The organism is Actinomadura rayongensis, assembly GCF_009831215.1.
In the GTDB taxonomy this organism is placed as follows: domain Bacteria; phylum Actinomycetota; class Actinomycetes; order Streptosporangiales; family Streptosporangiaceae; genus Spirillospora; species Spirillospora rayongensis.
Genome location: NZ_WUTW01000010.1, coordinates 18,015 through 42,102 on the forward strand (window position 1 = coordinate 18,015; position 24,088 = coordinate 42,102).

Annotated in this window: 22 protein-coding genes; 5 read left to right on the forward strand and 17 right to left on the reverse strand. The window is 75.1% G+C overall.

The window, feature by feature from the left end:
- Positions 1 to 17: 17 nt before the first annotated feature.
- From GQ466_RS28655 to GQ466_RS28700, 10 genes are all read right to left on the reverse strand, one after another.
- Complete coding sequence (locus GQ466_RS28655; RefSeq protein WP_161106193.1) at positions 18 to 731, reverse strand: hypothetical protein; 714 nt, start codon at positions 729 to 731, stop codon at positions 18 to 20.
- A gap of 10 nt (positions 732 to 741) precedes the next feature.
- On the reverse strand, positions 742 to 1,632 hold the full coding sequence (locus tag GQ466_RS28660) for an SDR family oxidoreductase (protein WP_161106194.1): 891 nt from the start codon (positions 1,630 to 1,632) through the stop codon (positions 742 to 744).
- A gap of 75 nt (positions 1,633 to 1,707) precedes the next feature.
- Entirely contained in the window at positions 1,708 to 2,454 is a 747-nt protein-coding gene (locus tag GQ466_RS28665) for a MerR family transcriptional regulator (RefSeq protein WP_161106195.1), read from the reverse strand.
- Positions 2,455 to 2,486: 32 nt separating this feature from the next.
- Positions 2,487 to 5,510 carry a hypothetical protein gene (locus tag GQ466_RS28670; RefSeq protein ID WP_161106196.1) on the reverse strand — a complete coding sequence of 1,008 codons (3,024 nt, stop codon included), beginning with the start codon at positions 5,508 to 5,510 and terminating at the stop codon, positions 2,487 to 2,489.
- 173 nt (positions 5,511 to 5,683) lie between these two features.
- A complete protein-coding gene (locus GQ466_RS28675; RefSeq protein WP_161106197.1) occupies positions 5,684 to 6,346 on the reverse strand; it encodes an HAD-IA family hydrolase in 663 nt (220 codons plus the stop codon).
- A complete protein-coding gene (locus tag GQ466_RS28680) occupies positions 6,343 to 6,987 on the reverse strand; it encodes an MBL fold metallo-hydrolase (protein WP_161106198.1) in 645 nt (214 codons plus the stop codon). The genes GQ466_RS28675 and GQ466_RS28680 overlap by 4 nt, the downstream gene beginning before the upstream one ends.
- Before the next feature lie 203 nt (positions 6,988 to 7,190).
- Positions 7,191 to 7,484, reverse strand: a complete 294-nt coding sequence (locus tag GQ466_RS28685; RefSeq protein ID WP_103562269.1) for a Fe-S cluster assembly protein HesB — start codon at positions 7,482 to 7,484, stop codon at positions 7,191 to 7,193.
- A 61-nt stretch (positions 7,485 to 7,545) separates the two neighbouring features.
- Positions 7,546 to 8,502, reverse strand: a complete 957-nt coding sequence (locus GQ466_RS28690) for an LLM class F420-dependent oxidoreductase (protein ID WP_161106199.1) — start codon at positions 8,500 to 8,502, stop codon at positions 7,546 to 7,548.
- 17 nt (positions 8,503 to 8,519) lie between these two features.
- The gene (locus GQ466_RS28695) at positions 8,520 to 9,287 is read right to left on the reverse strand and encodes an SDR family oxidoreductase (protein WP_161106200.1); all 768 of its coding nucleotides are present in this window, start codon (positions 9,285 to 9,287) and stop codon (positions 8,520 to 8,522) included.
- 59 nt (positions 9,288 to 9,346) lie between these two features.
- Positions 9,347 to 10,216 carry a LysR substrate-binding domain-containing protein gene (locus GQ466_RS28700; RefSeq protein ID WP_161106201.1) on the reverse strand — a complete coding sequence of 290 codons (870 nt, stop codon included), beginning with the start codon at positions 10,214 to 10,216 and terminating at the stop codon, positions 9,347 to 9,349.
- Between the two features lie 79 nt (positions 10,217 to 10,295).
- Here GQ466_RS28700 and GQ466_RS28705 point away from each other — a divergent pair, with 79 nt between their 5' ends.
- Complete coding sequence (locus GQ466_RS28705; RefSeq protein ID WP_161106202.1) at positions 10,296 to 11,564, forward strand: MFS transporter; 1,269 nt, start codon at positions 10,296 to 10,298, stop codon at positions 11,562 to 11,564.
- A gap of 40 nt (positions 11,565 to 11,604) precedes the next feature.
- Positions 11,605 to 12,252 (forward strand): TetR/AcrR family transcriptional regulator, encoded by a 648-nt coding sequence (locus GQ466_RS28710; protein ID WP_161106203.1) that lies wholly within the window; start codon positions 11,605 to 11,607, stop codon positions 12,250 to 12,252.
- Positions 12,253 to 12,588: 336 nt separating this feature from the next.
- Here the strand turns inward: GQ466_RS28710 and GQ466_RS28715 are convergent, their stop codons facing one another.
- On the reverse strand, positions 12,589 to 12,960 hold the full coding sequence (locus GQ466_RS28715) for a DoxX family protein (RefSeq protein ID WP_161106204.1): 372 nt from the start codon (positions 12,958 to 12,960) through the stop codon (positions 12,589 to 12,591).
- 110 nt (positions 12,961 to 13,070) lie between these two features.
- Here GQ466_RS28715 and GQ466_RS28720 point away from each other — a divergent pair, with 110 nt between their 5' ends.
- From GQ466_RS28720 to GQ466_RS28730, 3 genes are read left to right on the forward strand one after another with little or no spacing between them, the layout of a single operon-like run.
- The gene (locus GQ466_RS28720; protein ID WP_337193663.1) at positions 13,071 to 13,763 is read left to right on the forward strand and encodes an ATP-binding cassette domain-containing protein; all 693 of its coding nucleotides are present in this window, start codon (positions 13,071 to 13,073) and stop codon (positions 13,761 to 13,763) included.
- A complete protein-coding gene (locus GQ466_RS28725; protein WP_161106205.1) occupies positions 13,760 to 15,781 on the forward strand; it encodes a YhgE/Pip domain-containing protein in 2,022 nt (673 codons plus the stop codon). Before GQ466_RS28720 ends, GQ466_RS28725 begins: the two co-directional genes overlap by 4 nt.
- 34 nt (positions 15,782 to 15,815) lie before the next feature.
- Positions 15,816 to 16,397, forward strand: coding sequence for a TetR family transcriptional regulator (locus GQ466_RS28730; protein ID WP_161106206.1), 582 nt, complete (start codon positions 15,816 to 15,818; stop codon positions 16,395 to 16,397).
- On the opposite strand, the gene GQ466_RS28735 is transcribed toward GQ466_RS28730, so the two are convergent.
- From GQ466_RS28735 to GQ466_RS28760, 6 genes are read right to left on the reverse strand one after another with little or no spacing between them, the layout of a single operon-like run.
- On the reverse strand, positions 16,394 to 17,155 hold the full coding sequence (locus GQ466_RS28735) for an amino acid ABC transporter ATP-binding protein (RefSeq protein ID WP_161106207.1): 762 nt from the start codon (positions 17,153 to 17,155) through the stop codon (positions 16,394 to 16,396). The two genes, GQ466_RS28730 and GQ466_RS28735, sit on opposite strands and share 4 nt — an antisense overlap.
- A complete protein-coding gene (locus GQ466_RS28740; RefSeq protein ID WP_161106208.1) occupies positions 17,064 to 18,047 on the reverse strand; it encodes an ABC transporter permease subunit in 984 nt (327 codons plus the stop codon). The genes GQ466_RS28735 and GQ466_RS28740 overlap by 92 nt, the downstream gene beginning before the upstream one ends.
- A gap of 3 nt (positions 18,048 to 18,050) precedes the next feature.
- Positions 18,051 to 20,021 carry an ATP-binding protein gene (locus GQ466_RS28745; RefSeq protein ID WP_161106209.1) on the reverse strand — a complete coding sequence of 657 codons (1,971 nt, stop codon included), beginning with the start codon at positions 20,019 to 20,021 and terminating at the stop codon, positions 18,051 to 18,053.
- 4 nt (positions 20,022 to 20,025) lie between these two features.
- On the reverse strand, positions 20,026 to 21,630 hold the full coding sequence (locus GQ466_RS28750) for an acyl-CoA carboxylase subunit beta (protein WP_161106210.1): 1,605 nt from the start codon (positions 21,628 to 21,630) through the stop codon (positions 20,026 to 20,028).
- The gene (locus tag GQ466_RS28755) at positions 21,627 to 22,841 is read right to left on the reverse strand and encodes an MFS transporter (protein WP_337193664.1); all 1,215 of its coding nucleotides are present in this window, start codon (positions 22,839 to 22,841) and stop codon (positions 21,627 to 21,629) included. The genes GQ466_RS28750 and GQ466_RS28755 overlap by 4 nt, the downstream gene beginning before the upstream one ends.
- Positions 22,834 to 24,048, reverse strand: a complete 1,215-nt coding sequence (locus GQ466_RS28760; RefSeq protein ID WP_161106211.1) for an aminotransferase class I/II-fold pyridoxal phosphate-dependent enzyme — start codon at positions 24,046 to 24,048, stop codon at positions 22,834 to 22,836. The genes GQ466_RS28755 and GQ466_RS28760 overlap by 8 nt, the downstream gene beginning before the upstream one ends.
- Between the last annotated feature and the right edge of the window lie 40 nt (positions 24,049 to 24,088).

Sequence of the window (24,088 nt, forward strand, 5' to 3'; positions counted from 1 at the left end):
CGGTCGGTGAGCGCAGGTCAGAGCGTCTCTTCTACGGCGGGGGCGACGGGGAACTCGTGCCCGCAGGCCGGGCACTCGGTGTCGCCGAACAGGTGGCGGACGTGCTCGGCGAGGGCGGTGTGGCCCCGCTCGGCGAAGGCCGTGTGGAGGCGGGCGCCGAGGCCGTCCAGCGCGGCCGGGTCGGCGGGACGCAGCGGGGCGCGCGGGGTCGTCCGGCCGCGCACGTAGTCGCCGTCGCTCGCGAAGTAGCCGAGGCCGTCGTAGTCGAGGACGACGAACAGCGGCGTCTCGCAGTCCGGGCAGACCGCCTCGAACTCCTGCCCGGCGAGGCGGTCGAGGTGCTCGCTCCAGAACGGGACGCCCTCGAACGCCAGCAGCGCCCGGAGCAGGTAGACCGTGTCGTCGGGGCCGTCCGCGACGGCCAGCGCCTCGGTCGTGAGGGCGTGCAGCGTGTCCCGGTCGGCCACGCCGTCGTCCGACTCGACCGCGATGGCGGCGGCGAGGGCGAGGACCATGACCCGGTCGGCGGGATCCCAGGCCGCCGCGGCCTCGGTGAGCCGGGGCAGCGCGGCGAAGCTCGCCGAGTACACCGTGCCCTGGTGGCACAGGCGGGACCACAGCTCGTCCCAGACGTCGGCGGTGCCGTCGGGGACGAGCGCGTCCAGCAGGGCCGGGACGTCCTCCGCCGTGCCGTAGGCGTGCTCCAGGTTCGGCCAGTCGGGTTCTTCCACGCGCCGGACGTTACCCGGCGCCGCCGACACTCCGCTCGGCGGCGGCGCCGCCCGCGCCGACCAGGCGGGTGTTGGCGCCCGCGGCCAGCCAGCGGTCCTCGAACTCGGCCAGGCGGCGCCGCGCGAACCGCGTCACGACCGTCGGGACGACCGCGCGGGCGGCCTGGAGCGCGGGCAGCCACGCCTGGCCGTACACGTGCGGGCTGCGCCGGACGATCCCGCGCGCCAGCCGCTCGGCGGTCGGCTCCAGCGGGTAGGTGCGGTTGGCGGGGAACGGCAGGGACGCGCGCATGTCGCGGAGCGCGGCGTCCTGGTCGGCGCCGCGCACCATGTCGGTGTCGGTCCAGCTCAGGTAGCCGATGCCGACCGTCACGCCGTGCGGGGCCAGCTCGGCGCGCAGGGAGTGCGCGAACGCCTCGACGCCGGCCTTGCTCGCGCAGTAGGCGGCCATCATCGGCGCGGCGCACAGCGCGGCGAGCGACGCCACCTGGAAGAAGTGGCCCTTCGTCTCGCGCAGCGCGGGGACGAACGCGCGGGCGGTCGTCACGCTGCCGAGCAGGTTGACCTCGACGACGCGGGCGAACGTCGCGGCGTCGGAGTACTGGACGGGGCCGCCGGTCGCGATGCCCGCGTTGGCGACGACCAGGTCGATCCGGCCGAAGCGCGCGGCGACCTCCGCCGCCGTCGCGTGCATGGCGGCGTCGTCGGTGACGTCGACGGTCCAGTGGGCGGCGTCCGGGCCGCAGCTCTGCGCGGCGGCGGCCAGTTCCTCGGGCTCCAGGCCGAGCAGCGCGACGCGGGCGCCCCGCCGGGCGAGCGACCTGGCCAGCAGCAGGCCGAGACCGCGTGCCGCTCCCGTTACCACCGCCACCTGGCCGGAAAGGTCTCCGTTTCGGGTCATCTCGGGTGCACCTGCCCTGCGTCTACGTCTCGATCCCAGCTCCAACTGGGAGCGTAGACCACGGGCTGCGTGCTGTCAGCCCCCGGGCGGCGGGGTGCCGAGCCGCGCTCGCAGCTCGGCTGCCTCCCGGGTGATCCGGCGGTCCATCGCGCGGCCGAAGTGCTCGTCGGCGACCGTCCGGGCCACCGGGCGCAGCCGGTCCACGACGGCCGCGAGGCGTTCCAGCTCGGCGTGCGTCGGGGGTTCCGGCAGGCGGTCGACCAGGTGGGTCCGGACGAGCTGCACGAACCCGAACGCCATCCGGTCGTAGGCGGCCTCCAGCTCCCACGAGATCGCGAGGATGGACCGCAGCGGGATCCCGGCGCGGACCAGCTCGGCCGTCGCGTCGAGCAGGCGGCGGCTCGTGTGCAGGACGCGGTCGCCGTCCAGGACCAGGTAGCCGAGTTCGACGGCCTCGCGCAGCGTCTCGTCGGTGATCTGCTCGCCGAACAGCTCCGCCAGCTCGGCCGGGGAGATCTCGGTGGGGGTCTGCTCGGCCCAGGGGGCGGACGTCCACTCGTAGCCGAGCAGTTCGGTCACGTCCCGGCCCTGGCCCGCCGCCGCGAACAGCTCCTCGATGCCGTCCAGGCGGTGGCCGCGCTCGACCAGCTCGCCGATCAGCCGCAGCCGGTCCAGGTGCGCCGTCGAGTACCACGCGGTGCGGCCCCGGCGCACCGGCGGGGGCAGCAGCCGCCGCTCCTGGTAGTAGCGCAGCGTCCGGACCGGCACGCCCGCCGCGGCGGCCAGCTCCTCCACCCGGTACTCGGCCCGTGTCTCGTCCATGCCCGGGAGGATACGGGCACCCTTCCCCGAGGTCAGTCGACGCTGGCGCGGTAGGTCTCGACGGCGAAGCGCAGGCGCGCCTCGACCAGGCCGTCCTCGCTCGGCGGGCAGGACAGCTCGCGGCGCGCGCGCTCGACCAGCGCGTCGTCGTCGGCGCCGGGGTCCTCGGCGGCGAGCTGCGCGACCAGCGCCAGCAGCTCGGGACGCTTGTAGGTCACGATCGACCGGCCGTGCCGCTCGGACTCGTCCGGACGCTCGGGCTCGGGGCCGGGCTCGTCGGCCAGCGACCGCACCTTCGCGAACCGGTTGCGCAGCATCGTGTAGAGCGTCGTGGTCGGGGTGACGAGGTCGCGCAGCGCGGGCGGCAGCGCGTCCGGCGACGGGGACCGCTCGGGCGGCGGCAGCGGCGGGCCCGCCTCGCCGAGCAGCACCACGCGCGGCGCGAGCCAGAGCAGGAACAGCGCCTCGGCGCCCGCGCCGTGCTCGCCGTCGACGAGGACGACGTCGAAGGAGTCCGGGCCGGGCGGCAGGACGTCGGGGACCTGCCAGAGCGGCACGATCCACGCCGGGACGACCCCGGGCCGGTCGCTCCACGCCTGCCACGCGCGGGCGGCGGTCAGCTCGGCGGCGAGCGCGCGGTGCCGGTCGGCGGCCTCGGCGGCGTCCGCGCGCAGCGTCTCCGGCGACGGCGCGGCGGGCGCGGGGCCGGGGAGCGCGGCGGCGCGCCACGCCTCGTCCCAGCTCGCGACCCGGTCCGTCCAGTCCGCGCCGCCGGCGCGGAGCCGGTCGGCCAGCTCGGCGTGGACGAACTCGACGCGCTCCAGCAGCTCGTCCCGGCGGAGCTGCGCGGCGCGCCGGTGCCGGGCCTCGGCGAGCGCGGCCAGCGCGCGTCCGTACGCGGCGGCGTCGCGGGCGTCGATCGCGGCGCGCGCGGCGGTCAGCTCGGGCGGGTCGCTGCGCGAGACGGGGATGGAGTCGCGCAGCGCGGCGAGGTCGCCCGCCGCCCGCTCGATGCCCTGGCCGAGCAGGACGTGCTCCAGCCCCGCCGAGTAGCCGTACCACTGGAGCGGATGGGTGATCGGGATCGGCAGCCCGACGGCGGCGATCAGCTCGACCGACTCTTCCACCGCCGGCTTCACCGACCGCACCCGCTCCAGCCGCAGATGGGCGCGGCGGAACCGCGCGACGCGCTCGGGCAGCGGGACGTCGGCGGGGAACGACACGCCCGCGTCCTCCCACGCCGCCTGGAGTTCCCGGCAGGTCAGCAGGACCATGACGTGGGTGTGCAGGGCGTCCAGGCGGTCGACGGTGACGACGGCCTCGCCGTCCACGAAGCAGCCCGCGAGCAGTTCCGTCGGGCGGTGGACGGGCACCCGCAGCACCCCGCGCCGGGGCGCGACGCCCGCCGCGATCTGGCCGCGCAGCTCGCGGGCGTCGGCGGCGAGCAGGCGCAGCGGCGGGTCGCCGGGGGGCAGCTCGATCAGCCGTCCGGCGATCGTCTCCAGCGCCGCCGCGGCCTCCTCGGCGCGGTCGGTCAGCTCCTCCACCCGCGACCAGACGCCCGGACGGCGCCGGGCCAGCAGGTCGGTGAACGCGCGGACGGTCGGGTCGGTGTGCTTCCACCCCGCCGGATGCCCGGTCAGGCCGAGGTCGCGCAGCGCCGCGTTGACGACCATCGCGCGCGCGTCGAGCTGGGCGAGGACGCTCGTGTCGCAGCGGCGCAGCGCGGCGGACACCTCGGTGTCGGCGGCGCCCGCGCGCTCGGCGGCGGCGGCCTCCGCCTCGATGAGCGTCCGGACGTAGGGGGCGCTCGGCAGCGTGCCCGGGTCGACGTCGCGGTGCCCGGTGCGGTCGGGGCCCCGGTCGGCGAGCAGCCGGACCAGCTCGGCGGCCTCGGGCGCGCTGATCGGCGGCGTCTCCGGCAGCCCCGGACGCGGCGGGATCCAGGACGGGACGGCGGCGGGCTCGTCCCCGGCCTCCACCCGGTCGAGGCGTTGGCGCAGGTCGGCGGCCTCGTGTTCGGCGTCGGCGACGCGGGCGGCCAGCTCGTCCACGCGGCGGCGTTGCTCGGCCGGGTCGGCGCCCGCCGCGCGGCCCCGGATCGCCTCGGCGACCAGGCCGGACGTCGTCGGCAGCGCGCACAGCTCGGCGATGCCGGGCGCGAGGGCGGCGTGCAGGCGGGCGGCGGACGCGGCGTCGGCGGTGACGGCGAGGACCCGGCTCCCCCGGCCGAGCAGTTCGGCGACGAGCCGGGGCGTGTCGGTCTCCTCGGCGCTGAGCAGCGGGGACGGCGCGTCGGCGGCGAGCAGCGCGCCGAACCCGGCGGGCAGCCAGGGCTGGGCGATGATCTCGTCGTAGTAGGCGGCGACGGCGGCGCGTCCGGGCGGGCGGACGACCAGCGCCGGGGCCAGCCGCAGCCGCGCCGCCGGGACGGACCCTTGGTGCTCGGGCGCCCAGTCCTCGCGGAACGCGATGTCCTCGTCGGCGAACGCGACGCCGCTCCATTTGCGCAGGACGTCCGAGACCGACGCGTTCAGCCCGAACCCGCGTCCGTTCTCGACGGCGTCGCGGACCCACGCGGTGCGGTCGGGGGTGAAGCCCGGCACGCCGTCGAGCAGTTCGCGGTCGCGCAGGCCGGTGGCGCCGGACAGCACGACGTCGACGCGCTCGGACCGCTCGTCCACCACGATCCGGACGGGCGTCGCCAGCAGGTGGTCGCGGACGGCGCCGCGCGTGAACAGCCCGGTCGCGAGCACGACCTCGTCGCCGCGCACGGCGGCGAGGTCGCGCAGGGTGCGGTACCAGTGCCGCAGCGCCAGCCACCCGTCGAACTCCTCGATGACGGCGGGCGGGCTGAGCGGGATCATCGGGACGCTGAACAGGACGTCGCCGGGGCCCGCGTCGGTCTCGACGTAGACGTCCCCGGGCAGCTCGGCCAGCCAGTGGACGCGCTCGTAGGCGGCGAGGTCCCGCGCCGGGCCGCGGCGGGCGCGCGCGAGGTCCCGCAGGAACCGCAGCAGCGGTCCCCGATCGGCCCCCGGCCCCTCCTCAGGCACCGCGGCTCCCTTCCCCCTGCACGTCGCTGAGCCCGATCTAACACCCTGCGCCGACGGCTTCCAAGAGACGAAGAATGATCTTGCTGCACGGGACAGGGAGCCGTCGGCGTCCTGTGGCGCGCGACACTGGCGCACCGGACGGGCTCATGCTATGCGACCGCGAACCCCGCAGGTCAGGCGCGGGCGAGCAGAGATGAGAGGGTGGTCAGGTCGTCCAGGACGTAGGTCGCCTCGGCGAGCGCCGGATCGCCGGACTGGATGTGCCCCCACGGCCCCCGGCGCAGGAACGCCGCCTGCATCCCGAAGGCCAGGGCGGGCAGCACGTCGTTGTCGACCCGGTCGCCGACGTACAGGATGCGCTCCGCCGGGACGTCCGCCAGCCGCGCGCAGCGGGCGAAGAACTCCGGGTCGGGCTTCTCGACGCCCCACGCGGCGGAGATGCCGACGACGTCGGCGGGCAGGTCCAGCGCGGCGATCTGCTCGACGGCGGCGAACGGCTGGTTGCCCGCGATCCCCACGAAGAGGCCCTGGGCACGCAGCGCGGCGAGGCAGGCGCGGGCGTCGGGGTACAGGTCGGACGCGCCGAAGCCGTTCGGGACGCCCGCCTCCGCTCTGAGTTTCTCCTCGCGGTCCAGGTCGAAGCCGGGACGGAAGTGGCGGAACGCGTCCATCGCGGTGCCGCCCGTCGCGAGGAACGCGCCGAGCCGGGTGAGGAAGGTGTGGCGCGGGACGTCCAGCCAGTCGGCCCAGCGGCCGTAGATCTCGTTCTCGCTGATCAGCGTCTCGCCGACGTCGAAGAAGACCGCTTCGACCGGCGCGGGGGGCGACGGCGTCACGGCAGGTCGACCGACTCCCCGGGCGCGAGGCGGCGGAAGTCGCCGCCGACGTCCTCGCCGGCCTTGCCGACGTGCATGGTGACGACCGGGAGGCCGTTCTCGTTCAGCAGCCCGTCGTGGATGGCGAACGCGCGGGCCGGACGGATCGCCCGGACGTACTCGTACATCTCCGGAACCTTCATCCACGGCGCGTTGGCGGGCAGGCACAGCGTCGGGACGGGCTCGTCCGGGACGGTCAGCGCGTCGCCGGGGTGGAACACCTCGCCGTCCACCAGGAAGCCCGTGTTCGGGATCGGCGGTACGTCCGGGTGCAGGATCTCGTGGTCGCGCCCGTAGACGTGGACGTCGAAGCCCGCGACCGTCACCGCGTCGCCGTGCCCGACCTCGTGGACGCGCTTGCCCGCGTCGGCGATCTGCGCGGCCACGGCGCGGGACGCCCACACTTCGAGGCGCGGGTCGTCGGCGAGGGCCTGCCGGACGCGTTCGGGGACGAAGTGGTCGAAGTGCTCGTGCGTGAGCAGGATCGCGTCCGCTCCGTCGAGGATGCCCGGTTCATCGCTGAAGGCGCCCGGGTCGATGACGATGGCCCGTCCGTCCTTCTCCAGCCGCACGCACGCGTGGCCGAACTTGGTGAGACGCATGATCGCCATTCTTTCACGCGGGCCCGCGAGGTCAGCGGGCGGCGAGCACGACGAGCAGGACCGCGACGGCGAGCGCGAGCAGCGTCAGGGCGCAGAACGCGGCGACGACCGCGCAGCCCAGCCAGCGGGGACGGTCGTCGGAGGTCACGGCCGTAGCCTGCCAGACGCCGCCGGGGCCGGAGTCCCGGCCCCGGCGGCGTGCGTCAGACGGGCTCGGTGCCGTCGGCGATGGTGAACGCCACGTCCCCCTGCGGGTCCACCTGCGCGTCGAGCGTCTTGTCGTTGAGCAGGACCGCCACCTCGGGGTCCAGGTAGACCTTCGCGCCCTCGGCCTCGACGACCTCGTCGCCCGCCTCGGGCGCGGGCGCCACCGACAGGCGCAGGGCGTCGGAGCCGTTGAGGCCGGACTCGATGCGGATGCCGGTGTCCGGCGGCAGTTGCGGGTCCGCGGTGACGGTCCGGATGACCTGGACGGCTCCGGTGGTGAGCGTCAGCATGTGGGCAGGCTCCCTTGAAAGGCTCATCGGACCTGACCCACCCTCCCCGGGCCTCCCGGCACTAAACACCCGGCGCGAGAGCCCGCGCCGCCTCGGCCGGGCCGAGCCCGCCGCCGGGGACGATCGCGAGCACCGGCGTCGTCAGCCCGTTGTCGGTGTACTCGCGGACGCGGGCGCGGCAGTCCGCCGGGGAGCCGTGGATCACGAGGTCGTCGACCACCTCGTCCGGGATCGCCGCGAGCGCGGCCTGCCGGTCGCCCGCCGCCCACGCCGCGTTCATCGGCGCCAGCGCCTCGCCCCGGCCCAGCCACTCGTGGAACGCCTTGTAGACCGGGACGGTCATGTACGCGGCGATCATCCAGCGGCCGATCGCGCGGGCCTCGGCGGCGTCCTCGGTCGGGCAGACGAACAGCCGCGCGACCAGCTCGGGCTCGTCGCCGAGCGCGGCGCGGACGGTCACGACGTCCTTGGGGGCGAGCCAGTTGGTGATCGCGGCGTCGGCCTCGCGGGCGGCGAGCCGCAGCATCCCCGGGCGCAGCGCGGCCAGCGCGATCGGCGGCGGGGCGGCGGGCGCGGTCTCCAGCCGGAAGCCCTTCACCGCGAACGTCTCGTACTCCTCTTTGACCTTCTCACCGGCCAGCGCGCGGCGCAGGAACCGCAGGGTGTCGCGGGTGCGCTTGTACGGGTCCTCGAACGGAACACTGTTCCAGGACTGGACGATCGTGGGCGACGACGTGCCGATGCCGAGGACGAACCGTCCCGGCGCGAGGTCGGCGAGCGTCGCGGCCTGCTGGGCGAGCAGCGCCGGGCCGCGCGTGTAGACGGGCACGATCGCGGTCGCGAGCCGCAGCGTCGGCGCCCACTGCGAGGCGAGGGCGAGCGGGGTGAACGCGTCGGTGCCGTTGGTCTCGGCCGTCCACGCGTCGGTGTAGCCGAGGGCGGGCAGCTCGTCCACGAGCGCCCGGTGCTCGGCGAGCGGGAGCCCGGTGAGCGGAATCGTCAGTCCCCAGCGCGACATGGTCACGGTCTCCTTCTTCAGGCGATGGCGGGACGGACAAGCGAGCCGCCGTCCACGACGATGGTCTGGCCGGTCGTCCAGGCGGCGGCGTCGCCCGCGAGGAACACGACGGCGTTCGCGATGTCCTCGGGCTCGCCGAGGCGGCCGAGCGGGAGCGCCTTGCCGAGCGCGTCCTCGTTCTCCTCCCACAGCGCGCGGGCCAGCGCCGTCTTGACGAGGCCGGGCGCGATGCCGTTCACGCGGACCTTCGGGCCGAGCTCCATCGCGAACTGCCGGGTCAGGTGGATGACGGCGGCCTTGGTGGCGTTGTAGTACCCGATGCCGTGCTCGGTGACCATGCCGCCGACGGACGCGATGTTGACGATCGCGCCGCCCCGTTCCCGCATCGAGCGGTCCCAGGCGAGCTGCGTCCACTCGACGATCGCGAACTGGTTGACCTGGACGGTCTTGGCGGCGGCTGCGGCGTCGATCTCGACCAGCGGGCCGTAGTGCGGGCTCGTGCCGGCGTTGTTGACGAGGACGTCCAGGCTCCCGAACTCGGCGACGGCGGCGTCCACGCACGCGGCGGCCTGCTCGGCGTCGCCGACGTGCGCGGCCTTGGCGAGCACGCCCGCGCCGGGGTGGGCGGCGCGGATCTCTGCGGCGACGGCGTCCAGCGCGTCCTGGCGGCGCGAGGACAGGACGACGTTCGCGCCCTCGGCGGCCAGCGCCAGCGCGGTCGCCCGCCCGATGCCCCGGGACGCGCCCGTGACGAGGGCGGTCTTCCCTTCGAGTCCTGTCCGCATGGCGTCTCCCCTGTCCCGTGTGGCCGGATCCGTCCCACTGTAGCGAAGTGACTGACGCGTCAGTTAGGTCGGAGCACGAACGTCCGGAACGCCTCGGCCGCCGCCGGACGGCTGCGCGTCCTCGCCCAGATGAGGCCGATCGTCCGGACGGCGCCCGCGTCGGCGAGCGCGAGATGCCGGACGCCGTGCTCGCCCTCCTCGACCGGCGGGACGACCGCGACGCCGAGCCCTGCGGCGACCAGGCCCCGGACCGTCGCCGTCTCCTCGCCCTCGAACGCCACGCGCGGGTGGATTCCGGCCGCGTCGGCGAGCGCGTCCACGATCCGCCGCACGCCGGTGCCGGGGCGGAAGGCGACGAACGGCTCGTCGGCGACGTCTTTCAGGTGCGCCTGCTCGCGGCCCGCCAGCCGGTGGCCCTCGGGGACGGCGAGCAGCAGCCGTTCCGTCACGAGCGGACGCCATTCCAGCGCGGGGTCGTCCGGGCGCGGGCTCGTGATGCCGAGGTCCGCGCGGCCCTCGGCGACGGCGGCGCCGACGCGTCCGGCCGGGTCCTGGGCGAGCCGGAACGTCACGCCCGGGTGGCGGGCGCGGAACCGGCGGATGAGGTCCGGCACGAACGACGGCCCCTGGGTGTGCAGGAACGCCAGCGCCACCTCGCCGCGCTCGGGGTCGGCGGCCTGGTCGAGCGCGCGGCGGGCGGCGTCCTCCTCGGCGACGAGGCGGCGGGCGTGCGCGGCGAAGACCGTCCCGTAGGCGTTGAGGACGAGCCGGCGGCCGATCCGGTCGAACAGCGGGACGCCGAGATCGTCCTCCAGGCGGGCGAGCGCGCGCGACAACCCGGGCTGCGAGACGCGCAGCTCGGCGGCGGCGTTCGTCACATGCCCGAGGTCGGCGACGGCGAGGAACCACCGCACGGTGCGCAGGTCCACGGCTTCATTCCTGTCCCGCATCGGTTCCGGCTAATCACGACATTGGACGCATAACGGGTCGTCGGCGGAGGGTGGGGGCATGGTCATCCCCGACACCCGGCACCGCACGGGCTCCCCCGGCCTGCGGCGGATCAACCTGGCGCTGTTCGCCGCGGGCCTCACCACCTTCATGTCGCTGTACTGCACGCAGGCGCTTCTGCCCGAGCTGTCGGGCGCGTTCGCCGTCCCGCCCGCGCGGGCCAGCCTGCTCGTGTCGCTGGCGACGGGCGCGGTGGCGCTCGCGGTCGTGCCGGTCAGCTCGCTGTCGGAGCGGTTCGGGCGGACGCGCGTCATGATCGTCTCGTCGCTCGCCTCGGCCGCGGTCGGCCTGCTGCTGCCGCTCTGCACGACGTTCGGGACGCTCGCCGCCGCCCGCGCTCTCCAGGGCGTCGCGCTCGCCGGAGTCCCGGCCGTCGCGATGGCCTACCTCGCCGACGAGGTCCACGGCCTGTCGCTCGGCGCGGCGATGGGGCGGTACGTCGCCGGGACCGGGATCGGCGGCGTGCTCGGGCGGCTCGTGCCGAGCACCGTGAGCGATGTCGCGGGCTGGCGGTGGGGGCTCGCCGCGACGGGGCTCGTCGCTTCGGCGTTCACGCTCGCGTTCTGGGCGCTGCTGCCGCCGTCCCGGCACTTCCGCCCGGCGCCGGTGGACCACCGCGCGCTGCTGCGTCACCTGCGCGACCCCGGGCTGCGGCGTTTGTATCTCATCGCTTTGACGGCGATGGCCGGGTTCGTCACCGTGTTCAACTTCCTCACGTACCGGCTGCTGGACGCGCCGTTCGGGCTGCCGCAGTCCGTCGTCGGGCTGATCGCGGTGACCAACCTCGCGGGCTCGGCGGCGTCCGCGCGGGCCGGGACGCTCGCCGACCGGATCGGGCGCCGCGCCGTCCTGCCCGGCGCGTGCGGGGTGGCGGCGTGCGGGCTCGCGCTGACGTTCCCCGCGTCGCTGCCGCTCGTCGCTGTCGGCCTGCTCGTGTTCACGTGCGGGTTCTTCGCGACGCACGCGGTGGCGAGCGGCTGGGTCGGGGCGCGGGCCGCGACGGGACGCGCGCAGGCGTCCGCGCTCTACCTCTGCGCCTACTACCTCGGCAGCAGCATCGGCGGGACGGCGGGCGGCCTCGCCTACGAGCGGGCGCACTGGACGGGCACGGCGCTCTATGTGCTCGTCCTGTTCGGGGTGGCGTGCCTCGCCGCCGCGACGGTGGACGAGCGCGTCATTTCCGGCGGACAAACCACTAAGGGAGCGGATTTGGCGCCTTCCGGGCAGCGAACGGAGTCCAATGCCGGACACGGTGGGCATGCCGCATGAGACGATCCCGGCGAAGGCAGGAACGAGCGACGGAGCGACGATGCCCGAGCACCCGCCCGCCGACCGGCCGTCCCCCGACGTGGAACGGCTCCCGTCCGGACGGCACCGGCTGCCGCGCGCCTTCGTCGCCGACCACCAGCGGCGCCGCATCCTCGCCGCCGTCGTCGCCGTCGTCGGCGTCCACGGGTTCGGGCACCTGACCGTCGACGCGATCATCACGCGGGCGGGCGTCTCGCGCGCCACGTTCTACGCGCACTTCCGCAACAAGGACGACGTGTTCCTGCGCGCCTGCGACGACCTCGCCGCCCGGACCGCGCGCCGCGTCGCCGCCGCCCGCCGCGACCAGCCGGACGCCCTGCGCCGCATGGCCGCCGGCCTCGGCGCGCTGCTGTCCCACCTCGCCGCCGACCCGCCCGCCGCGCGCACCTGGATGGTCGAGTCGATGGCGGCGGGCCCCGAGGCCGCCGCCCGCCGCGACGCCGCGCTCGGCGCCCTCGCCCGCCTCGTCGCCGCCGACCTGCGCGACCTCGACCCGCACCACCCCGACCCCGACCTCACCGCCGAGACGATCACCGGCGGCGTCTACCAGGTCCTCGCGACCCGCATCCGCCGCGGCGAGACCACCGCCCTCCCCGACCTCCTCCCCCGCCTCATGACAATTTCAATCCCGGCCTGCTGCGCTCGCTAAAGCTCGCTCCGCAACCGGTCTTGGGCGAGTGCTGCATCGCTTCGCGATCTTCCCGCCCGGGGACTCGCCTCCGGCGTCGTCCCCGGGCGCTCAGGTAACGCACTCGCGTGACGGCTGAGCACTCCGCGCCGTCATTCGGGCACGTCACGGAAGCTGCTCGCCTGCGGGTCAGCGCCGCAGACCCGGTCGGCGTCCGGCGCGGCGCCGACGGTCCTCGGCGCGACCTGGCCGCCCTTGGCACGACCTGATCAACCTCGGCATCAACCTCGGCGCGGCTTGGCCGCCCTCGGGGCGACCTGACCGTGCTCGGCGGCGTGATCGGCGGGCGGGCGCTCGTCAGCGGGCGGAGCGGGCGGCCTTCAGGGCCCAGGCGATCAGCGGAGCTTGGAGGGGGAGGCGGGCGTAGGCGCCGGCGCGGAGCGGGAGGGGCTTGGTGCGCCAGTCGCGGGCCATCTTCACGTTCGCCGGGAAGACGGCCGCCATGAGCGCGGCGGTCGCGTAGCCGCCCAGGCGGCGGGTGCGGGGCACGGCGAGGGCCGCCGCGCAGGCCAGTTCCGCGACGCCGCTGGCGTAGGTCCAGGCGCGCGGCGAGCCGGGCAGGCCGCGCGGGATCAGCGCGTCGTAGGGGCGCGGGACGGCCAGGTGCAGGGTGCCCGTCGTGGCGAGGACGCCGGCGAGGGACAGGGCGGCGCGGGGCGAGTCGGTCATGGCGGGAGTCTGCACCATCGGTGCCGCGTGGTGGACGTCACGGTCCGGTCTGGTGGATTGCGGGGTATTTTTTGTACTGACCAGTCAGTTCAAAAAGAGGGAGGCGCGAGGTGGCCGAGGAACGGGCGGGTGCTGCCCGCGCCGCCGCCGTCGAAACCGACGGGCTCACGTTGCGCGGACCGCGTGGGCCCGTGTATCGGGACGTCACGCTGCGCGTTCCGGCGGGCGGGCTCGTCGCGCTCGCCGGGATCGCGGGCTCGGGACGGACCGCGTTGCTGCTCACCCTCGGCGGGCGGATGCGGCCCTCGTCCGGGACGGCCGTCATCGGCGGGCACCCGCTGCCGCGCGGGATGCGCGCCGTCCAGCGGATCGCCGCGCTCGGCGTCGTCACCGGCGTGACCGACCTGGAGCCCGCGCTGACCGTCGGCGAGCACGTCGGCGAGGCGCTGGACCTGCACGAGGGGCTGTTCGGGCGGTGGCGGCACCGGGACCGGCGGATCGGCGCGGCGCTGGACCGCGTCGGCCTGGACGTCCCGCTCCGCACCCGCGCGGACGAGCTGGCGCCCGACGACGCCCGGCTGCTCGGCGCCGCGCTCGCGCTCGTCGGCGACCCCGGGCTCCTGCTGCTGGACGACGTGGACGAAGGGCTGCCGCCCGTCCGGCAGCGCGCCCTGTGGGAGCGGCTGCGCGCCCTCGCCGGGGACGTCACGATCATCGCGGCCTGCCACGATCCCGGCCCCGCCGACGGGCTCGCGCAGGTCGTCGAACTGCCCGACCCGCGTCCCGTGGAGGCGTCGCGATGAGGCTCCCCGCCCTGGCCGCCGGCGCGCTGGAACTGCGCCGCTTCGGCCGCCACAAGCTCACGATGGCCGCGCTCGCCTCGCTCCTGCTGCTCCCGCTGCTCTACGCCGGGCTGTATCTGTGGTCGTTCTGGGATCCGTACTCGCGGCTCAGCCATGTCCCGGTCGCGCTGGTCAACGACGACCGTCCGGCCGGGCGCGTCCACGCGGGCGCCGACCTGGCGGACGAGCTGAAGGACCGGCACGTCTTCGCCTGGAAGTCCGTGGACGCCGCGACGGCCCGCGACGGGCTCGCGCACGGCCGGTACTACATGGTGCTGACGATCCCGTCCGACTTCAGCGCGCGGATCAACGGGCCGTCCGGCGACGGCATCCCGTCCCCGGCCGGGCTGCGGCTGGACCTGGACGACTCCAACAACTACGTCGTCGGGACGCTCGCCCAGTCGGCGTTCAAGGAGATCAGCGCGGCGGCGGGCGCCAAGGCCACCCGCACCTACCTCGACCAGATCTTCCTGTCCTTCGGGACGCTGCACGACAAGCTCGACGAAGCCGCACGCGGGGCCGACAAGCTCGCCGACGGCTCCGGCAAGGCGCACGACGGCGCGGGCAAGCTCGCGGCGGGGCTGAAGACGGCCCAGGACGGCAGCGCGCAGCTCACGTCCGGGCTGAGCGAACTCCAGGACGGCACGCGCCAGGTCGCGGCGGGCACCGGAAAGCTCGCCGCGTTCGTGGACCGGACGAGCGACACGATCGTCCCGCTGCTGCGCGAGCACGCCCCCGAGATCCGCGACGCGGCGCTGCTCGTCGCCCGGGGCGCCGACGCGCTCGCCGCCAACGCGGGCGCGCTGCCGCAGCAGACGCACGAGGCCGTCCGGCAGGCCGAGCAGGCGCGGGCAGAGCTGCGCGCCGCGCTCGCGGCCCGCCCTGACCTCCCGGCGGACGTCCGCGACGATCTGCTGCGCGCGTCCGACCGGGTCGTCGCGCTCGCCCGGCAGGTGGACGGCTACGTCCGCGCCCACACCGCCGACCTGCGCGCCCTCGCCGACGACGCGCGCACCATCGCGCAGCAGGCGCGGAAGGTCGCGGCGGCGGCGCCCGGCCTCGCCGCCAAGGTCCAGAGCGCCCGCAACGACGTCGACCGCCTCAACGCGGGCGCCCACCGGATCGACTCCGGCACGGGTCGGCTCGTGGCCGGATCCGCGCAGCTCACCGGCGGTCTCGGTACGCTGTCGGGCGGCGCGGTGACGCTCGGCACGGCGCTCGCGCAGATCGCCGACGGGAACCGCTCGCTGGCGTCCGGGCTGGACGACGGCGTGCGGCAGGTCCCCGACTACGGCGCGGGCGAGCGGGCCGGACGCGCCGACATGATGAGCGACCCCGTCCGCCTGATCAGCGTGAAGGAGAACCCGGCGCCCAACTACGGGACGGGCTTCGCCCCGTTCTTCATCCCGCTCGCCCTCTGGGTCGGCGCCATGTTCGTCTACATGATGCTGCGCCCGCTCGGCGCCCGCGCCCTGGCGAGCACCGCCCCGGCTTGGCGCGTCGCGCTCGCGGGCTGGCTGCCGGGCGCGGCGGTCGGCGCGGGCCAGGTGCTCGTGCTGCTCGGCGTGCTGCACTTCGCGCTCGGGCTCGACGCCGTCCGCTGGCCCGGCCTGATCGCGTTCCTCGTGCTCGCGGCGGCGGCGTTCCAGGCGATCGTCCAGTGGGCGAACGCGCGGTTCGGGCCGGTCGGCCGGGTGATCGCGCTCGCGCTGCTGATGCTCCAGCTCACCTCGGCGGCCGGGACGTACCCGATCGAGACCAGTCCCGGCTTCTTCGGCGCGATCCGTCCGTTCCTGCCCATGTCGTGGGTCGTGGACGGCGTCCGGCGGCTGGTCAGCGGCGGCGACCTGACCCCCGTGTGGCAGGGTGGTGCGGTGCTGGCCGCGTTCCTCGCGGGCGCGCTCGCGCTCACCGCGCTCGCCGCCCGGCGCGGCCGGGTCTGGACGATGGCGCGCCTGCATCCGGCACTGCGACTGTGACGGCGACTGTGACTGCGCCTGTGAGGGAGGACCGGTGAGCCGGGGCACGACGCGCGAGCGGCTGTTCACCGCCGCGATCGACCTGATCGCCGAACGCGGGTTCGCCGCGACGACCGTCGACCGGATCGCCGAGCGCGCCGGAGTCGCCAAGGGCACCGTCTACTACAACTTCGGCAGCAAGTCCGCGCTGTTCGACGCACTGCTGGACTTCGGCATCACCCGGTTCGCGCAACGCCTGCGGGACGCGGCGGCGGGCCTGCCCCCGGACGCGGCCCTGGACGCCGTCGTCCGCGAGGAGCTGGCGTTCCTCGCCGAGCACGAGGCGTTCGCGCGGCTCCTCATCGCGGAGACGTGGCGGCAGGGCGGCGGCGACTGGCAGCACGCCGCGCTGATGATCCGCGAGCGGGTCGTCGGCGCCGTCGCGGACGTGCTGCGCGCGGCCGTCGACGCGGGCCTGCTGCGCGCCGACCTGGACGTGCCGACGGCGGCGTCGGCGGTGTTCGGGATGGTGCTCGTCGTCGGGCTGGACTGGCGGGCGCTCCAGCCGGACCGGCCGCGCGCCGAGGTCGAGGCGACCCTGCTGGACCTGCTGCGCGGACGCCTCGCCGCCGTCTAGAGGACGTGGTCGAGGAACGCCCGCGTCCGCGCCTGCTCGGGGTCGGCGAGCAGCCGCGCGGGCGGGCCGGACTCCACGACGCGGCCCTCGTCCAGGAACACGACCCGGTCGGCGGCCTCGCGCGCGAACCCCATCTCGTGGGTGACGACGACCATCGTCATGCCCGTCCCGGCGAGGTCGCGCATGACGCCGAGCACCTCGCCGACCAGCTCGGGGTCCAGCGCGCTCGTCGGCTCGTCGAACAGCATGACGGCCGGTTCCATCGCGAGCGCGCGGGCGATCGCGATGCGCTGCTGCTGCCCGCCGGAGAGCTGCCGGGGGTAGGAGCCCTCGCGTCCGGCGAGGCCGACGCGCGCGACGAGCGCCCGCGCGCGTTCCTCGGCGTCCGCCCGGCGCAGCCGCCGCACCGCGACCGGCGCCTCCACCAGGTTCTCCAGGACGGTCAGGTGCGGGAACAGGTTGAAGTTCTGGAACACCATCCCGATCCCGGCGCGCTGCCGGGCGACCTGGCGCGGCTTCAGCTCGTGCAGCGCGTCCCCGTGCCGCCGGTGGCCGATCAGCTCGCCGCCGACGTGGACCGTCCCGGCCGCGATCGGCTGGAGGTGGTTGACGCACCGCAAAAGGGTCGACTTGCCCGAGCCGGACGGCCCGATGAGGCAGACGACCTCACCCGCCGCCACCTCCAGGTCCACGCCGCGCAGCACGTGCGTCGCGCCGTAGTAGGCGTGCAGGGCGCGGATCGAGACTCCGGCGCTCATGGGGCGTCCTCCGTCGCGGGCGGCGCTCGTCCGAGCCGCGCCCGTAGTGCCGTTCCAGCGCGAACTGGCCCACCGACAGCAGGGACGCGACGACGAGGTACCACAGCGTCGCGACCAGCAGCAGCGGGATGATCAGGAAGTTGCGGCCGTAGATCAGCTCGGCCGAGTACAGGACGTCCCCGACGCCGATCACGCTGACCAGCGTCGTGGACTTCAGCAGGCTGACGATCTGGTTCCCGGCGTTCGGCAGGATCGTCCGCATCGCCTGCGGCAGGACGATCCGGCGCAGCGTCCGGAACCGGCTCAGGCCGAGCGCCTGCGCCGCCTGCGTCTGGCCCGCGTCCACGCCGAGGATCCCGCCGCGCACGATCTCCGCCGCCAGCGCCGCCTCGTGGACGGTCAGCCCGATGATCGCGGCGGTGGTCGCGCCGATGAGGTCCTTCGCGTCCACCTGCACGAACGTCGGCCCCCACGGGATGCCGAGGCCGAGCTTCGGGTACAGCGCGCCGATGTTGAACCACACGAGGAGCTGCACGAGCAGCGGCGTGGACCGGAACAGCCAGATGTAGCCGAGCGCCGCGCCGCGCAGCACGGCGTTCCCCGACATGCGGCAGATCGCGAGGACGGTGCCGAGCAGGAAGCCGAGAACGAACGTCAGGCCCGTCAGCCACAGCGTCATGTACAGACCGCGGACGATGGACTTGCTCGTGAAGTAGGCGCCGACGACGTCCCACTGCATCGCGTCGTTCGTCGCCAGCGACTGCACGGCGAACACGGCGAGGAACGCCACGACGGCGGCCGACGCCCACTGGCCGGTGCGGCGGACGGGCACGACGCGCGGCGGCGGCTCGTCCTTCACCGGGGCCTCCAGCGGCAGCAGCGATTCCGACACGGCTCAGTCCGCCGGTTCCAGCACGACGAGCACCTGGTCGGCGGCCACCACGTCGCCGAGCGCGCAGCGGATCTCGCCGACCGTCCCGGCCGTGGCGGCGAGGACGCGGTTCTCGGTCTTCATCGCCTCCACCACCGCGACCGTCTGCCCGCTCTCGACCGTGTCGCCGACCGCGACGGGCAGCGCGACGACCGTGCCCGGCATCGGGGCGGCGACGGCTCCGGCCGCGTCGTCCCCCGCGCCGTCCACGGCCGCGCCGGGCGCGAGCCGGACGCGGACGCCGCCGACCGCCAGCTCCACCGCGTCCGGCGCGTGCAGCCCGGCCCACGGGACCGCGCCGATCCGGCCGTGGAACAGGTCGCCGTCGGACGTGACCGTGACGCGGTGGCGGTCGCCCGCCACGGCCACGTCGACCGCGACGTCGGGCCCGGCGGCCCGGACGCCGGTCAGCACGGCCTCCAGCCGCCGGGGGCCGTCCCGGCTGACGACGCGGCCGAGCGGCGCCGCCGGGTCGAGGAAGGAGCGGTCGAGCGGGCCGACCGCGCCGCCCCACGGCGACCGCGCCGCGCCCGTGAGCCGCCGCACCTCGATCGCCGCCGCGCACGCGGCGGCGGCCGGGACGGGGTCCGCGCCGGCGCGCGCGGCCAGGAACTCCCCGACGACCTCGGTGTCGAGCGCGCCGGACCGCACGCGCGGCTCGGCGAGCAGGTCGGCGAGGAAGCCGAGGTTGGTGGTGAGGCCGAGGACGGCCGTGCCGCGCGCCGCGTCCGCGAGGCGCGTCAGCGCGGCGGCGCGGTCCGGGCCGTGCGCGACGAGCTTGGCGATCATCGGGTCGTAGAAGGACGGGACCGCGCCGCGCTCGTCGAACGCCGCGTCCACGCGCACGCCGGACGGCCACCGCACGACCTCGGCCGTCCCCGGCGCGGGCCGGAAGTCGGCATCCGGGTCCTCGGCGTAGACGCGGGCCTCCACGGCGTGACCGTGCCGGCGGATCTCGTCCTGGCGCAGCGGCAGCGGCTCCCCGGCGGCGACGCGGAGCTGCCATTCGACCAGGTCCACGCCGGTGACGGCCTCGGTGACCGGGTGCTCGACCTGGAGGCGGGTGTTGGCCTCGATGAAGTAGAACCGGTCGTCGGCGTCGAGCAGGAACTCGAACGTCCCCGCGTTGACGTAGCCGACGGCCCGCGCGCCGCGCACCGCCGCGTCCAGCAGTTCCGCGCGGACGGTCTCGGGCAGCCGCGCCGCCGGGGCCTCCTCCACGATCTTCTGGTGGCGGCGCTGGAGCGAGCACTCGCGCTCGAAGAGGTGGACGACGGCGCCGTGCTCGTCCCCGAACACCTGCACCTCGACGTGGCGCGGACGCGGGACGTACCGCTCGGCGAGCAGCCGTCCGTCGCCGAACGCGGCCCGGGCGAGCCGGACGGCGCCCGCGACGGCCGCGTCCAGGTCGGCGTCGCGCTCCACGATCACCATGCCCTTGCCGCCGCCGCCCGCGACGGGCTTGAGGATGACGGGGTAGCCGATCGCGGCGACGGCGGCGCGCAGCTCGTCGGCCGACTCCGACGCGTCGGGCGTCCCGGGCAGGACGGGCACGCCGGACGCCGCCATCAGCGCCCGCGCCCCCGCCTTGTCGCCGAGCGCCGCGATCGTCTCCGGGCGCGGCCCGATCCACGTCAGGCCCGCACCGGTCACGGCCGCCGCGAACTCGGCGCTCTCGGACAGGAAGCCGTAGCCGGGGTGGACGGCGTCGCAGCCCGTCGCCGCCGCCGCGTCCAGCAGCGCGTCGATCCGCAGGTAGCTGCCGGCGGCGGGCGCCGGGCCGATCTCGACCGTCTCGGCGGCGCCGTCCAGGTGCGCCGCGCCCCGGTCGGCCGCCGAGTGGACGGCGACGAACTCGACGCCGAGCGCGCGGCAGGTGCGGGCGACGCGGCGGGCGATCTCGCCCCGGTTGGCGATGAGGATCCGTTTCAGCATGGCGTCACATCCGGAAGACGCCGAAGCGCGTCGCGCGCTTCGGGGCGGTGGCGGCGAGGGCGAGGGACAGCGACAGCCACTCGCGGGTCTCGGACGGGTCGATCACCGCGTCCACCCAGAGCCGGGCGGCGACGTACAGGGGGCGTCCCTGCCGCTCGTAGTCCTCGCGGATGGGGCGCTTGAACTCCTCTTCCTCGGCCGGATCGACCGCTTTGCCCTGCTTCTCCAGTTGCTCGGCGCGGATCAGCGCCATCACGGTCGCGGCCTGCTCGCCGCCGATCACCGAGGTCTTCGCGTTCGGCCACATCGCCATGAGCTGCGGGCCGATCGACCGGCCGCACATCGCGAGGTTGCCCGCGCCGTAGCTGCCGCCGATGAGCACGCTGAACTTCGGGACCCGGACGGTCGACGCGGCGTTCACCATCTTCGCGCCGTGCTTGGCGATGCCGCCCGCCTCGTACTCGGCGCCGACCATGAACCCGTTGATGTTGTGGAGGAACAGCAGCGGGATGTCGCGCTGGGCGCACAGCTCGATGAAGTTCGCGGCCTTCTGCGCGCTCTCGGAGAACAGGACGCCGTCGTTGATGAGCACGCCGACCGGGAAGCCGCCGATGTGGCCCGTTCCGCAGACGATCGTCGTGCCGTACCCGGCGCGGTACTCGGTGATCTCGCTGCCGTCCAGCAGCCGGGCCAGGATCTCCCGCGCCGGGATCGGCTCGCGCGGGTTCGCGCTGATGATGCCCGCGATCTCGCGCGGGTCGTGCCGGGGCGGACGCGGCGTGCGCGGCGGCACGGCCAGCGCGCCCTGCCCGCGCCGGGCGGTGATCTCCCGGACGAGCGCGAGCGCGTGGTCGTCGTCGGCGGCCAGATGGTCGGCGACGCCGCTGGTGCGGGTGTGCAGGTCCGCGCCGCCGAGCGTCTCGGCGTCCACGGTGACGCCGGTGGCGGCCTTGACGAGCTGCGGCCCGCCGAGGAACACCGACCCGGTGCCGCGCACCATGACCGTCTCGTCGCTCATCGCCGGGATGTACGCGCCGCCCGCCGTGCACGACCCCATGACGGCCGCGATCTGCGGCAGCCCGAGCGCGGACATCTCCGCGATGTTGCGGAAGATGCGCCCGAAATGATGGGCGTCGGGGAAGATGTCCTCCTGCATCGGCAGGAAGACGCCGCCCGAGTCGACCAGCGAGATGCTGGGCAGGCCGTTTTCGCGCGCGATCTCCTGGGTGCGCAGGTGCTTGCGGACGGTCAGCGGATAGTACGTCCCGCCCTTGACCGTGGCGTCGTTGGCGAACACCGCGACCGGCTGCCCCGCGACGACGCCGATGCCCGTCACCAGGCCCGACGACGGGACGGGCTGGTCGTACACCTCGTGCGCGGCGAGCTGCCCGATCTCCAGGAACGGCGTCCCCGGATCCAGCAGCCGCGCGATCCGCTCGCGCGCCGTCAGCTTGCCGCGCGCCGCGTGCTTCTCCCGCGCCTTGGCGCCGCCCCCGGCGACCGCCGCCGCCCGCGCCGCCGCGATGGGCGCGCGCAGTTCGTCGTAGGCGGCGGCGTTGCGCAGGAACTCGGAACCGGACGGGTTGACGCGGGAACGCAACAACGTCATCGCGAAGCCCCCTTCGAGAGCGTGGTGCCGCGCACCAGGAACCAGGCGAGCGCGCTCAGCGCGGCGGCCGTCGCCGACCACGCCAGTTCCGCGCGCAGCGGGGTCGCGGCCAGCGCCGCCAGCCCCGCCGTGGACTGCTGGACGAACCCGCACAGCGCGATGGCGTACGCGCCGTGCGCGGGGTCGGCGCTCGCGGCGGCGGCCATGCTGGTGGGGAAGAGCACCGCCTGCCCGAACGTCGTGACGCAGTAGAGCGCGATGAACGCGGTGAGGGCCGTGACGCGTCCGGCGTCCAGGGACCACAGCACGACCATCGCCAGGCCCGAGGCCGTCATGACGAGCGCGCCCGTCCGCATCAGGCGGCCCGCGCCGAACCGCGCGACCGTCCGGTTGACGGTCAGCGCGCCCGCGAAGTAGGCGGGGGCGAGCAGCAGGCCGATGCCGCCGTACGCGTCCGCCGCGAGCCCGAAGTGCTGCTGGAACACGAACGGCGCGACCTCCTGGAGGACGACGACCGTCGCGAACCCGAGCCCGCCCGCGTACGTCGGCAGCGCGAACCCGGGCGTGCGCAGGAGCCGCAGCCCGACGCGGAACACGTTGCCCGCCTCCCCCGCCGGGCGCGCCGGGCCGAGCGGCAGCGCGAACGACGTCGCGATGGCCGCCGCGCCGACGACGGCGAGCACCACGAAGCCGAGCCGCCAGTCGGCGTACCGGGTGAGCAGGCCGCCGGTGAACTGGCCGCCGCCGAGCGCGGTGATGAACGCGATCGACAGCACCGACAGCCGCCGCGCGAGCTGGTCGCCGGAGCCGAGGTCGCGGACGGCGATCCGCGCGATGATCGCGCTGCCGCCCGCGCCGATGCCCTGGAGGGCGCGCAGGACGAGCAGCAGCGCGGGCGACGTCGTCACGGCCAGCGCAATGCAGCACGCGACGAACAGGCCGAGCGACGCCAGCAGCGGGCCGCGCCGTCCGTAGCGGTCGGCGGCGCGGCCCCACGGGACGACGGGCGCGGCGGCGCCGATGACGAACACCGAGATCGACGCCCCGGCGAAGCCGCGCGACACGTCGAGCTCGCGCATGACGGCGGGCAGCGCCGGGAGGTAGATCGTCGTCGCCATCTGGGCCATGAAGACGACCAGGCACGACCAGAGCAGCACGCGCCGCGCGTCGGTCCGCTCTGCCGCGGGGCGTTCCGCGACGGCCTCAGCCACGTTCGTCACCGCGCAGCGCGTTGAGGCGCGCGCCGAAGCGCTCGATGTCGGCGTCGTCCAGGTTGGCGCGGAGCATGATCCGCAGCCCGGCCCGGCCGCGCGCGATGACGGGGAAGAACAGCGCGGACGTGTAGAAGCCGTCGGCGAGCAGGTCCCGCGCGATGCGGACGGTCGCCGCCTCGTCGCCGATGTCGACGAACCGGATCGGCAGGCCGTCGCCCGCGCTCGCCGTCGGGACGAGCCCGTCGAACAGGTCCACCTTCTCCTGGAGGCGCTGCTGGAGTTTCTCCAGCTCGGACGTGCGGTGCAGCGCGGCGGACGCCAGGATCGCGCCGAGCCCGGCGGTGTTGATCCGCTGCGACCAGGTGAGCGGGCCGCCGTAGCGCAGCGCGAGGTCCCGGCGCTTCGCCGAACCGCGCGGGCCGAGGAAGATCGCGCCGCCGGACGCCCCGAAGCCCTTGTTCAGCGACGTGATGAGCAGTGTGCGGTCGTTGATGCCGTCCATTTCCTCCAGGACGAGCCCGCGCCCGTTCTTGCCGAGCGTGGAAATGCCGTGGGCCTCGTCGAAGAACAGGAACAGGCCGTACTTCTCCTGGAGCGCGAGCAGTTCCTTCACGGGCGCGCGCCCGCCCGTGCTGTAGACGCCGTCCGCGACGAACGCGACCTTCTTGTGCTTGCGGCAGAGGTCTTCGAGCGCGTCCACGTCGTTGTGGCGGATCGTCACGACCTCGGCCTCGTCGGCCACGCTCGGCTTCATCGCGTTGAGGCAGAAATGCGCGTTCTTGTCGAACACCATCAGCGGCGGAACGTCCTCGGTGAACGCGCCGGACGCCACCAGCGGGAGCGCCGACCACGCCGCCGCCGCGCACGACGCCAGCGTCACCGCCTCGACGTCGAACAGCTCCGACAGCGCGTCCTCGGCGCGTTTCAGGATGCCGAAGTGCAGGCGCATCCGGGAGATCGAGGTGTTCAGGGAGCGGTTGTCGAGCACCGCCTCGGCGGCGGCCCGGATCAGGTCCTCGTGGGAGTCCAGCCCGAGATAGGAGTAGGACGACATGTTGACGAACTCGTGGCCGCCCGGCTCGGTCAGGTGGCGGCCGTCGCCGAGGTTGCCGGCGACGATGCCCGCCGTTCCCGCCGCCGTCGTGACGTCCCAGAAATCGTTGCTGACGCGGATCGTCTTCTTGGTGTTCATGTAGGTGTGCACGGTCGCCTCCGGTGGTGGATCCGGATGTTTCGCGGTGTCG

Coding starts and splice junctions, on each gene's coding strand:
- GQ466_RS28660 (WP_161106194.1), bottom strand. CDS start 1,632: ATGACCCGAAACGGAGACCTTTCCGGCCAGGTGGCGGTGGTAACGGGA.
- GQ466_RS28665 (WP_161106195.1), bottom strand. CDS start 2,454: ATGGACGAGACACGGGCCGAGTACCGGGTGGAGGAGCTGGCCGCCGCG.
- GQ466_RS28680 (WP_161106198.1), bottom strand. CDS start 6,987: ATGCGTCTCACCAAGTTCGGCCACGCGTGCGTGCGGCTGGAGAAGGAC.
- GQ466_RS28685 (WP_103562269.1), bottom strand. CDS start 7,484: ATGCTGACGCTCACCACCGGAGCCGTCCAGGTCATCCGGACCGTCACC.
- GQ466_RS28690 (WP_161106199.1), bottom strand. CDS start 8,502: ATGTCGCGCTGGGGACTGACGATTCCGCTCACCGGGCTCCCGCTCGCC.
- GQ466_RS28695 (WP_161106200.1), bottom strand. CDS start 9,287: ATGCGGACAGGACTCGAAGGGAAGACCGCCCTCGTCACGGGCGCGTCC.
- GQ466_RS28705 (WP_161106202.1), top strand. CDS start 10,296: ATGGTCATCCCCGACACCCGGCACCGCACGGGCTCCCCCGGCCTGCGG.
- GQ466_RS28710 (WP_161106203.1), top strand. CDS start 11,605: ATGCCCGAGCACCCGCCCGCCGACCGGCCGTCCCCCGACGTGGAACGG.
- GQ466_RS28715 (WP_161106204.1), bottom strand. CDS start 12,960: ATGACCGACTCGCCCCGCGCCGCCCTGTCCCTCGCCGGCGTCCTCGCC.
- GQ466_RS28725 (WP_161106205.1), top strand. CDS start 13,760: ATGAGGCTCCCCGCCCTGGCCGCCGGCGCGCTGGAACTGCGCCGCTTC.
- GQ466_RS28735 (WP_161106207.1), bottom strand. CDS start 17,155: ATGAGCGCCGGAGTCTCGATCCGCGCCCTGCACGCCTACTACGGCGCG.
- GQ466_RS28745 (WP_161106209.1), bottom strand. CDS start 20,021: ATGCTGAAACGGATCCTCATCGCCAACCGGGGCGAGATCGCCCGCCGC.
- GQ466_RS28750 (WP_161106210.1), bottom strand. CDS start 21,630: ATGACGTTGTTGCGTTCCCGCGTCAACCCGTCCGGTTCCGAGTTCCTG.